Origin of the sequence: Streptomyces alkaliphilus, from assembly GCF_014141535.1 — a bacterium.
GTDB classification, from domain to species: Bacteria; Actinomycetota; Actinomycetes; order Streptomycetales; family Streptomycetaceae; genus Streptomyces; species Streptomyces alkaliphilus.
Genome location: NZ_VKHT01000118.1, coordinates 1 through 8,347, shown reverse-complemented (window position 1 = coordinate 8,347; position 8,347 = coordinate 1). Strand labels below are relative to the sequence as shown.

Annotated in this window: 8 protein-coding genes; 6 read left to right on the top strand and 2 right to left on the bottom strand. The window is 72.7% G+C overall.

Annotated features, from left to right (window positions below):
- The coding region (locus tag FNQ90_RS28055; protein ID WP_182605390.1) for a MarR family winged helix-turn-helix transcriptional regulator at nt 1-515 on the bottom strand (515 nt) is incomplete at its 3' end.
- 365 nt (nt 516-880) lie between these two features.
- Between FNQ90_RS28055 and FNQ90_RS06490 the strand changes: the two genes are divergently transcribed.
- The 6 genes from FNQ90_RS06490 (at nt 881) to FNQ90_RS28050 (ending at nt 6,562) form a co-directional block, all read left to right on the top strand.
- Nucleotides 881-1,759: an STAS domain-containing protein gene (locus tag FNQ90_RS06490; protein ID WP_323379807.1), complete on the top strand. Its 879-nt coding sequence runs from the start codon at nt 881-883 to the stop codon at nt 1,757-1,759.
- A complete protein-coding gene (locus FNQ90_RS06485) occupies nt 1,756-2,154 on the top strand; it encodes an STAS domain-containing protein (protein WP_182605389.1) in 399 nt (132 codons plus the stop codon). The genes FNQ90_RS06490 and FNQ90_RS06485 overlap by 4 nt, the downstream gene beginning before the upstream one ends.
- A gap of 2 nt (nt 2,155-2,156) precedes the next feature.
- Entirely contained in the window at nt 2,157-2,657 is a 501-nt protein-coding gene (locus FNQ90_RS06480) for an anti-sigma regulatory factor (RefSeq protein ID WP_153426899.1), read from the top strand.
- 4 nt (nt 2,658-2,661) lie between these two features.
- Complete coding sequence (locus FNQ90_RS06475; protein WP_182605388.1) at nt 2,662-3,669, top strand: SpoIIE family protein phosphatase; 1,008 nt, start codon at nt 2,662-2,664, stop codon at nt 3,667-3,669.
- Entirely contained in the window at nt 3,659-4,954 is a 1,296-nt protein-coding gene (locus tag FNQ90_RS06470) for a PP2C family protein-serine/threonine phosphatase (protein WP_182605387.1), read from the top strand. Before FNQ90_RS06475 ends, FNQ90_RS06470 begins: the two co-directional genes overlap by 11 nt.
- Before the next feature lie 165 nt (nt 4,955-5,119).
- Nucleotides 5,120-6,562: a glycoside hydrolase family 6 protein gene (locus FNQ90_RS28050; protein ID WP_182605386.1), complete on the top strand. Its 1,443-nt coding sequence runs from the start codon at nt 5,120-5,122 to the stop codon at nt 6,560-6,562.
- A 264-nt stretch (nt 6,563-6,826) separates the two neighbouring features.
- Here FNQ90_RS28050 and FNQ90_RS06460 read toward each other — a convergent pair whose 3' ends face one another.
- Nucleotides 6,827-8,245: a GH1 family beta-glucosidase gene (locus FNQ90_RS06460; RefSeq protein ID WP_182605385.1), complete on the bottom strand. Its 1,419-nt coding sequence runs from the start codon at nt 8,243-8,245 to the stop codon at nt 6,827-6,829.
- Nucleotides 8,246-8,347: the final 102 nt, after the last annotated feature.

The following is an 8,347-nucleotide window of genomic DNA, read 5'->3' as shown; positions in this document are numbered from 1 at the left end:
GCCACCGCCCCGCCCGGGGCCGACTCCTCGTTCCCGGGCGCGCCCGGACTCTCGCCCAGCAGTTCCCGCAGCACCTCGCGACGGTGGGCGCGGACGGCCAGGAGCGTGCGCCGCCCTCCCGGCGTGAGCACCAGCTCGGTGCGCCGACGATCCCCCGCGGCCCGCCTCCGCCACAGCAAGCCCGCGTCCTCCATCCGGGCGCACAGGCGACCCGCCGCGGAGGGCGTCAGGTGCAGTCGGGCCCCCAGCCGCCCACAGGTCAACGGCTGCTCGGCCGCCAGCACCCCCAGCGCCCGCAACTGGGCCGGCGGCACCGGGCTCCCGGCGCGGATCCCCGTCTCCTCCCACAATTCCACCAGACGGGCGGCGGCCCGGGCCGCCGCGTCCCCCGCCTCACCGGCCGGTTTCCCACCGGGATCGGGGTCCGCCCGCAGGACGCGATCGGGCCCGCAGACGGCCCGGGCCGTCTGCGGGCCCCGGTCTCGGGGGTCCTCGCCGAGGGGCCGAACGGCCATCGAGTGCTCCGTTTCGTAGGGGGGTCATTCGTCGAAGGGCCAGTCGAAGGGCCATGGGGCCGGGTCACGAGGGCGGGAAAGGTGTCGACCGGCCGCCTCTCGTGCGCCCCCGCCCGGATGCGAGCCGTATCACACGGGACCGCCCTCCTCCGGGCCGCGGGTTGCGCAGGTTGTGTGTCACTGTCGGTACTTCGGCTTTCGGTGACCTGCCGGGCAGCGCTAACATTTGCCGTTCGGAAACGAATGGCGCGGCTTGGTCGTTGTCCATGTGTGGTACACCGGATGCCATTCCGGGTGTACCACGGAGCCGGGTCGTCACGCGGGAATCGACCGGCCCCGACCAGACAACAGCGAAGGATTTCATGGTGAGTGTCAGCGAGGCCGCCGTGCGGGATCACCTCACGAGCGTGCTGGCGGATCGCGACGAGGAAATCGCCGATCGGTGGGTGCAGCTCCAGATCGAGCAGGGTGCGGTGGGTTCGAGCATCAGCGAGACCGAGTTGCGCGGGGAGGCCGACGCGCTGATCGCCGCCCTGCGCGCCGGACTGGAGAGCGACCTGCCGGTGGCCCGCGTGGTGACCTCCCACGAGGACCTTCGGGCCGCCGTGACCGACTTCTCGCTCCAGCGGGCCCGGCTGGGCACCGCGCCCACCGTGACCTCGCTGGCCGTCCTGTCACTGAAGGAGGCGCTGCTGGAGTCGGTGCAGCGCCGCGTGGCGGACACCGACGAACTGCTCGCCGTCGCGCTGACCGTCAACCGTCTGCTGGACGCCGCCGGCGCGCTGAGCTTCGACATCTACGTCACCGGCCGCGAGGAGATCATCAGCCGGCAGAGCCGGCAGCTGATGGAACTCTCCACCCCGGTCGTCCAGCTGTGGAGACACGTCCTGGCCGTGCCGCTGATCGGCACCCTGGACACCACCCGCACCCAGGTGGTCATGGAGAACCTGCTGCAGGCCATCCAGACCCACGAGGCGCAGGTCGCCATCATCGACATCACCGGTGTCGCGGCCGTGGACACCTCCGTCGCCCAGCACCTCATGCAGACCGTGAACGCCGTCCGTCTGATGGGCGCCGACTGCGTGATCAGCGGCATCCGGCCGGCGATCGCCCAGACCATCGCCCAGCTCGGTATCGACCTGTCCACCATCCTGACCCGCACCACCCTGGCCGACGCCCTCGCGGCGGCGGTGCGGATCACGGACGCCCCCGGGGTCTCCGGCGACCAGGCGGCGGCCCGATGAACGCTCCCGTACCCGCCGGGGTTCCCATCCTGCGCCTGGGGAACGTGCTGGTCACCGGCCTGTTGGACGAGTTGGACGACAAGACCGCCCGAGCCTTCACCGACGAACTGACCGAACGCATCGCCACCGAGGGCCCGGCGGGTGTGCTCATCGACATCTCGCGCCTGGAGATCATCGATTCCTTCGTCGCCCGCACCCTCAGCGAGCTGACCACCACCGCGCGCCTGCTGGGGGCGCGGGTGGTGGTGGCGGGCATGCGCCCGCCGGTGGCCATCACGCTGGTGGAGCTGGGACTGGCGCTGGAGGGCGTCGAAACCGCTCTCACCGCCGAACGGGGCATGCAGGCCCTCGGCTGGTATCACGGTTCACAACCCCCGGAGAGGGGCACCCGGTGAAGATGACCGACGAGGTGGTCGCCCCACGGCGTTCCCGTCCCGCGCCCCGCACGGCGCCGGACCCCGTCGGCCCGTCCAACGGCGTGCCGGGGGTCCCCTTCGACACGCCCGCCGTGCACGAGGTGCGCACGGAGGAGGACCTCCTGGTGGTGCGGCACGCGGTGCGCGCCGCCACCCTGGAGTGCGGCTTCAGCCTCATCGATCAGACCCGGGTGGTCACCGCCGCCAGCGAACTGGCGCGGAACACCTACATCCACGGCGGGGGCGGCACCATGGCCCTGGAGCGCCTGAACCGCCACGGCCGCTCCGGCCTGCTGTTGGTGGCCCGGGACGAGGGTCCCGGCATAGTGGACGTGGAGCAGGCGCTGGAGGACGGATACACGACGGGAGCCGGTCTGGGCCACGGCCTGGGCGGCGCCCGACGGCTGATGCACGAGTTCCGCATCCACACCGAGCCGGGGGTCGGCACCACCGTCAGTGCCATCCGCTGGACCGAGCGGTGAGCCGGTGCCCCAACCGCTCACCGAACAGATCCGCATCGACCACGAGAGTTCCGTCCAGCACGCCGGGTCCGTGGCCCGGTCCATCGCTTCGTCCCTGGGGTGGACCGACTCCCTGGCCGAACGGGCGGCGGTGATCGCCGGTGAACTCGCCGGCAATCTGACCAAGCACGCCTCCGGGGGCGTGATCTATCTCCAGCCGCTCCCGCCGGGGGACACGATGGAGATCATCTCCGTCGACCGGGGGCCCGGCATGGCGGATCTCGCCCTGTGCATGACCGACGGTTACAGCACCACCGGCACGCTGGGCGGTGGGCTGGGAGCGATCCGCCGCATCTCGGACGAGTTCACGGTGCGCACCGAGCGGGGCACGGGGACCGTGGCCGCCGCCCGGCTCTCCGCCCCCGGAAGTCCGGTGGCCGACCCCGGGCTGGGGGCCGTCTGCCTTCCGGTGGAGGGCGAGCGTCTGGGCGGGGACGCCTGGAGGATCGACGAGACGGACGGTGTGCGCACCCTGGTCCTGGTGGACGCGCTGGGGCACGGCGAGACGGCCGCCGAGGTGGCCCGGGCGGCTGTTCGCGTGCACCGACGGGACCCGGCCCGGCCACTGCCGGAGATCCTGATCGCCCTGAACAAGGGATTGCGGCACACCCGGGGCGCGGCCGTGGCGGTGCTGCGCACCGGGCGGGGGTCCACCGAGTGGTGCGGGGTGGGCAACATCCGGTGTCGGGTGGTGTCCCCGGACGGCACCATCACCACAGCCGCCTCCGGCCCGCCGGGTATTGTCGGCTGGAACATGCCCCGACCGATGGTACGGCGCGTGAGCCCATCGCCCGGATCGACGGTCGTGCTCCACACCGACGGCATCGACGAGCGCTGGATCAGGTCGCCATCACCCTTCCTTCTGCGTCTGCCCGCACCGCTGCTGGCCGCCGCCCTGACCCACGCCCACCGCATCGCCCGTGACGACAGCACGGTGCTGACCCTCGGGACACGAAGGACCCATGACCTCTGAGACCAGCCGTCACTGCGCCCCGGACCGGTTGCGGCGCGCGGTGCGCCGACTGGCCCTGAACCACCGGCTGCCCGTGGAGATGCGAGCCCGCCTGGTGTTGTCCGTGACCGCCGCGGCACGCGGGGAGTTCGCCGCCCGCCGGTGTGTGCGGTTGAGCTCCTCGGTGGAGCGGGACGGGGACGGCCGCCCGGGCATGCTGGTGGTCGGGTGTCGTCCGGCCGGCACCGGGCGGAGGCTGAGCACCGAGAACCTGCCGCTGCCGCCCGGGGTGGAGGCGGACGGGACGCTGGTCTGGCGGGTCCCGCTGCCGGAGGCCCCCCACGGTGTCGCGGAATCCGAGGCCTCGGACGGCGACGCGGTCGAGGAGGAACTGCTCGCGGTCCTGGCGCGAATGGACACCCTGGCCGCCACCCGCCGGGAGCTGGAGCACGAACTCGCCGAGACCAACCGGGGCGTGCTCGCGCTGTACGTCCAGTTGGAGGAGCGGGACGAGCGGTTGCGGACCGCCCACGGCCAGATCCTGCGGGAGCTGGAGGACGCGTTGCGTCCTCCCCCGTTGGAGCTCTCGGGGCTGGAACTGGCGGTGCACTACGAGCCCGCCGGCACCGACGCCCCCACCGGCGGGGACCTGTACGACTGGTTCGTCCTGCCGGACGGTTCGGTGCACATCACGGTGGTGGACGCGCTCGGACACGGCGTGACCAGCACCCGCAGCGCGCTGACGGTGACCCACGCGGTACGCACCCTCGCGCTGGAGGGGCATCCCCTGGAGTCGATCGTGGCGCGCACCGACGAGGTGCTGCTGCCCCTGGACCGGCACCTGATGGCGACGGTGCTGCTGGCCCGCGTCCACCTGCGCACCGGCGTCCTGGAACTGGCCAACGGCAGCCATCCGCCCGCGCTCCTGGTGCACGAGGACGGCACGGCCGAGTACCTGGAGGTGCCCGGCCGGGGCATCGGCTTCCCCCTGCCGGGCAGCGAGCGGTTGCTGCGGACCCCGGTGGGCCCGGGGGATCTGGTGATGCTCTACACCGACGGCCTGACCGAGAGTCGTCGCGACCCGCGCGAGGGCGAGGTCCGGTTGATGGAGTCGGTGCGCAAGCACGCCCGGCGTCCGTTGGCGGAGGTTCCGGGAGCGGTGGCGGAGGACATGCACACCGTCATCCTGCATCCGGACGACACCCTCGCCCTGGCGGTGCGGATCCCCTCCGGGGAGCCGGGCGCGGCTCCGGCGAAGGAGTCGGTCGTCCCCCTCGCGCGACAGGGCACGGGAGGGGAACGATGACCGCCGGAGGCGGCCAGGGGTGGAACCGGAGACCGTTTCCCCCGACGCGACGCGTTTACAGGTTCGACGGGACGTTGTAGCCTGCCGGACCATGGGAGCGCTCCCATCGCAACCTGTCACCGCGCCCTGTCTCGCATCGGGCCGGTCGACTCCCCCACGGGAAAGATGCGGAGTAGCGAAGTGATCAACAAGAGCCGTAGGCACCACCGGCCCCGGCGCAAACGTCTCGGGGCGCTCGTCGGCGGTGTGGTCGCCGCTCTGGCGGGCGGCCTGATGTTCGCCATGCCGCAACAGGCGTCCGCCGAACTGCCGTCCGGCACCAACTTCTACCGGGACCCCGATTCCCAGGTGGCGCGCTGGACCGCCGCCAACCAGGGCGACCCCCGACAGCCACTCATCAGTCGGGTCATCGGCGAGCGCGCCCAGGGCATCTGGTTCGCCTACTACAGCCCCTCCACCGTCACGTCGGACGTTCGGGCCGTCACCGGTCCGGCCGCCGCCGCCGGACAGGTCCCGGTGCTGGTGGCCTACCAGATGCCGAACCGCGACTGCGGCGGCGCCTCGGCCGGTGGCGCGCCGAACCTGGCCGCGTACGACAGCTGGATCGACGGTTTCGCCGCCGGCCTGGGCAGCGGACCGGTCGTGGTGATCCTCGAACCGGACGCGCTGGCCCTGGTCCACTGCCTGAGCGAGCAGGAGCGGGCCGCCCGTTACGCCTCGCTCTCCCGGGCCGGTCAGGTCATCCGCTCGGCCAACCCCTCCGCCCGGGTCTACTACGACGCCGGCCACTCCTCGTGGCACAGTCCCGCCGTGATAGCCGAGCGCCTGCGCGCCGCCGGCGTGGTGCAGAACGGGAACGGCATCTTCAGCAACGCCTCCAACTTCCGGGCGACCCCGGACGAGGTGGCCTTCACCAAGAACGTGTTGAACCATCTGGGCGGCTCCGGACTCGGCGCCATCATCGACACCAGCCGCAACGGCCTGGGGCCGACGGCCGACAGCGAGTGGTGCGACCCGCGCGGTCGCGGGGTGGGTATCGCCCCCACCGCGAACACCGGTGACCCGCAGATCCACGCCTACTTCTGGATCAAGCCGCCGGGCGAGGTGGACGGTTGCGCCGGACCGGCCGGCCAATTCAACCCCGAGATCGCCCACGAGCTGGCCCAGAACGCCCGGGACGGGGGGTCCTCGGGCGGTACCACCGCCGGGACCACCTCGGGCACCACCGCCGGTAGCACTTCGGGCACCACCTCGGGTTCCTCCGACGGTGGCGCGACCGCGGGCACCGGCGGCACCGGGGGCTCCCCCGGCACCGGCTGCACCGCGGAGTACCGGGTGCCCAACGAGTGGTCCGGCGGCTTCACCGGCGAGGTGGCCGTCTCCTGCTCCGGCGCCTCGCTCAACGGCTGGACCGTCTCCTGGACCTTCCCCGGCGATCAGCGGCTGACCAACGCGTGGAACGCCGAGTGCTCCCAGCAGGGCAACCGGGTGACCTGCTCCAACGTGGACTGGAACCGTTCGGTGCCGGACGGCGGTTCGGTGACGCTGGGCTTCAACGCCGGTGGCAGCGGACAGAACTCCCGTCCGGCCGACCTCACCGTGGCCTGATCGAGAAGACACCGCGACACGGAGCCGCCGGTCCGTTCCGTCACCGGAACGGACCGGCGGGCCCTCTCGGATCCCGCCCCGGCCCCCGCTCGGGGCCGGGGCGGGGAAGGGCCGCTCCGGTGCGGCCGGGTGATCCGACGGGGGCCGGTGCCCCGTCGGCCCGCCGACGCGCGGGAACGGTCCGGTGGAAGGGGGCCCGGTGGACCCCGGGCCCCCTTTCCGGGCCCACCCGGCCGGCCCCGCGGCCCCCGGGCTCCGCACGACTCAGCGGCCCCGGGTGGCCCGGATGGTGTCGGCGTACCACCGGCCGCTGTCCTTGACCGTGCGCCGCTGGGTGTCGTAGTCCACCCGGACGATCCCGAACCGTTTCGCGTAGCCGTACGCCCATTCGAAGTTGTCCATCAGGGACCAGGCGAAGTAGCCGCGCACGTCCGCCCCCCGCTGTCGGGCCCGGGCCACCGCCCGGATGTGGTCGTCCAGATAGGCGATGCGGTCGAGGTCGGGCACCGATCCGTCGGCCGCCGGCCGGTCCTCGAAGGCCGCGCCGTTCTCGGTGATGACCGTGGGCAGGCCGTAGTCCCGTTGCAACCGCAGCAACAGTTCGGTGAGTCCCTCGGGGACGATCTCCCATCCCATCGCGGTGCGCGGGCGTCCGTGGGCGACACCGCGCACCACGGGCAGGCCCTCGGCGTCGGTGGTGGAGCCGTCCTCCGCCGTCCCGCTGTGCAGGTGGCTGGAGTAGTAGTTGACCCCCAACACGTCCAGTGGGGCGGCGATGGTCTCCATGTCGCCGTCGCGAACGGGCATGGTGACACCGCGGGCGGCGAGCGACTCCAGGACGTCCTCCGGGTAGCGGCCGTGCACCAGGGGGTCGAGGTAGAGCCGGGTCCCCATGCCGTCGGCGGCCCGGGCGGCCGCCACGTCCGCCGCGGAGTCGCCGGCCGGGGCGTGGTGCCCGAGATTGAGGGTGATGCCCAGTTCCAGCGGCCGGTTTCCGGCGGCCTCACGAAGTCGCCGGGAGGCCAGTCCGTGACCCAGCAGCAGGTGGTGCACGGCGTGCATGGCGTCGCCGAAGTTCCTGCGACCGGGGGCGTGTTCGCCGGTGTGGTAGCCCAACCAGGCCGAGCACCAGGGTTCGTTGAGAGTGGTCCAGTGGCGGACCCGGTCGCCGAGGGCCGCGTACGCCAGGGCCGCGTAGTCCGCGAAACGCTCGGCGGTGTCCCGCAGGGGCCAGCCGCCGGCATCCTCCAACTCCTGGGGCAGGTCCCAGTGGTAGAGGGTGACCCAGGGAGTGATGTCGCGGGCGAGCAGCTCGTCGACCAGACGGTCGTAGAAGGCCAGGCCACGGGCGTTGGCGGGCCCCGAGCCGTGCGGCTGGATCCTGGGCCAGGCCAGGGAGAAACGGTAGGTGTCCACACCGAGACCGGCGATCAGCGCGACGTCCTGCGGCATCCGCCGGTAGTGGTCACAGGCGACGTCCCCGTTCTCGCCGCCCTCGACGGCTCCGGGGACGCGGCAGAAGGTGTCCCAGATCGAAGGGGTGCGGCCGTCGGCCTCGGTGGCTCCCTCGATCTGGTAGGAGGAGGTGGCCACGCCCCACCGGAAGTCGGTGGGCAGTCCGTCGACGGCCTCGGCGGCCGGGCGGCCGGTGGGGACGGTGGTACGGGACGGGGCGGCGGTCATGAGACTCCTGATCCTCGGTGGGTGTGCAGCAGGCAGGCGACGGAGCGGGACGGGGCCGTTCCGTTCGGGAGCGGGCCGGGGTCCCCGGGTCGGCCGTCCGGC

Excerpts from the sequence above, each read along its gene's own strand:
- FNQ90_RS06485 (WP_182605389.1), top strand. The coding sequence starts at position 1,756 with ATGAACGCTCCCGTACCCGCCGGGGTTCCCATCCTGCGCCTGGGGAAC.
- FNQ90_RS06480 (WP_153426899.1), top strand. The coding sequence starts at position 2,157 with ATGACCGACGAGGTGGTCGCCCCACGGCGTTCCCGTCCCGCGCCCCGC.
- FNQ90_RS06470 (WP_182605387.1), top strand. The coding sequence starts at position 3,659 with ATGACCTCTGAGACCAGCCGTCACTGCGCCCCGGACCGGTTGCGGCGC.
- FNQ90_RS28050 (WP_182605386.1), top strand. The coding sequence starts at position 5,120 with ATGCGGAGTAGCGAAGTGATCAACAAGAGCCGTAGGCACCACCGGCCC.
- FNQ90_RS06460 (WP_182605385.1), bottom strand. The coding sequence starts at position 8,245 with ATGACCGCCGCCCCGTCCCGTACCACCGTCCCCACCGGCCGCCCGGCC.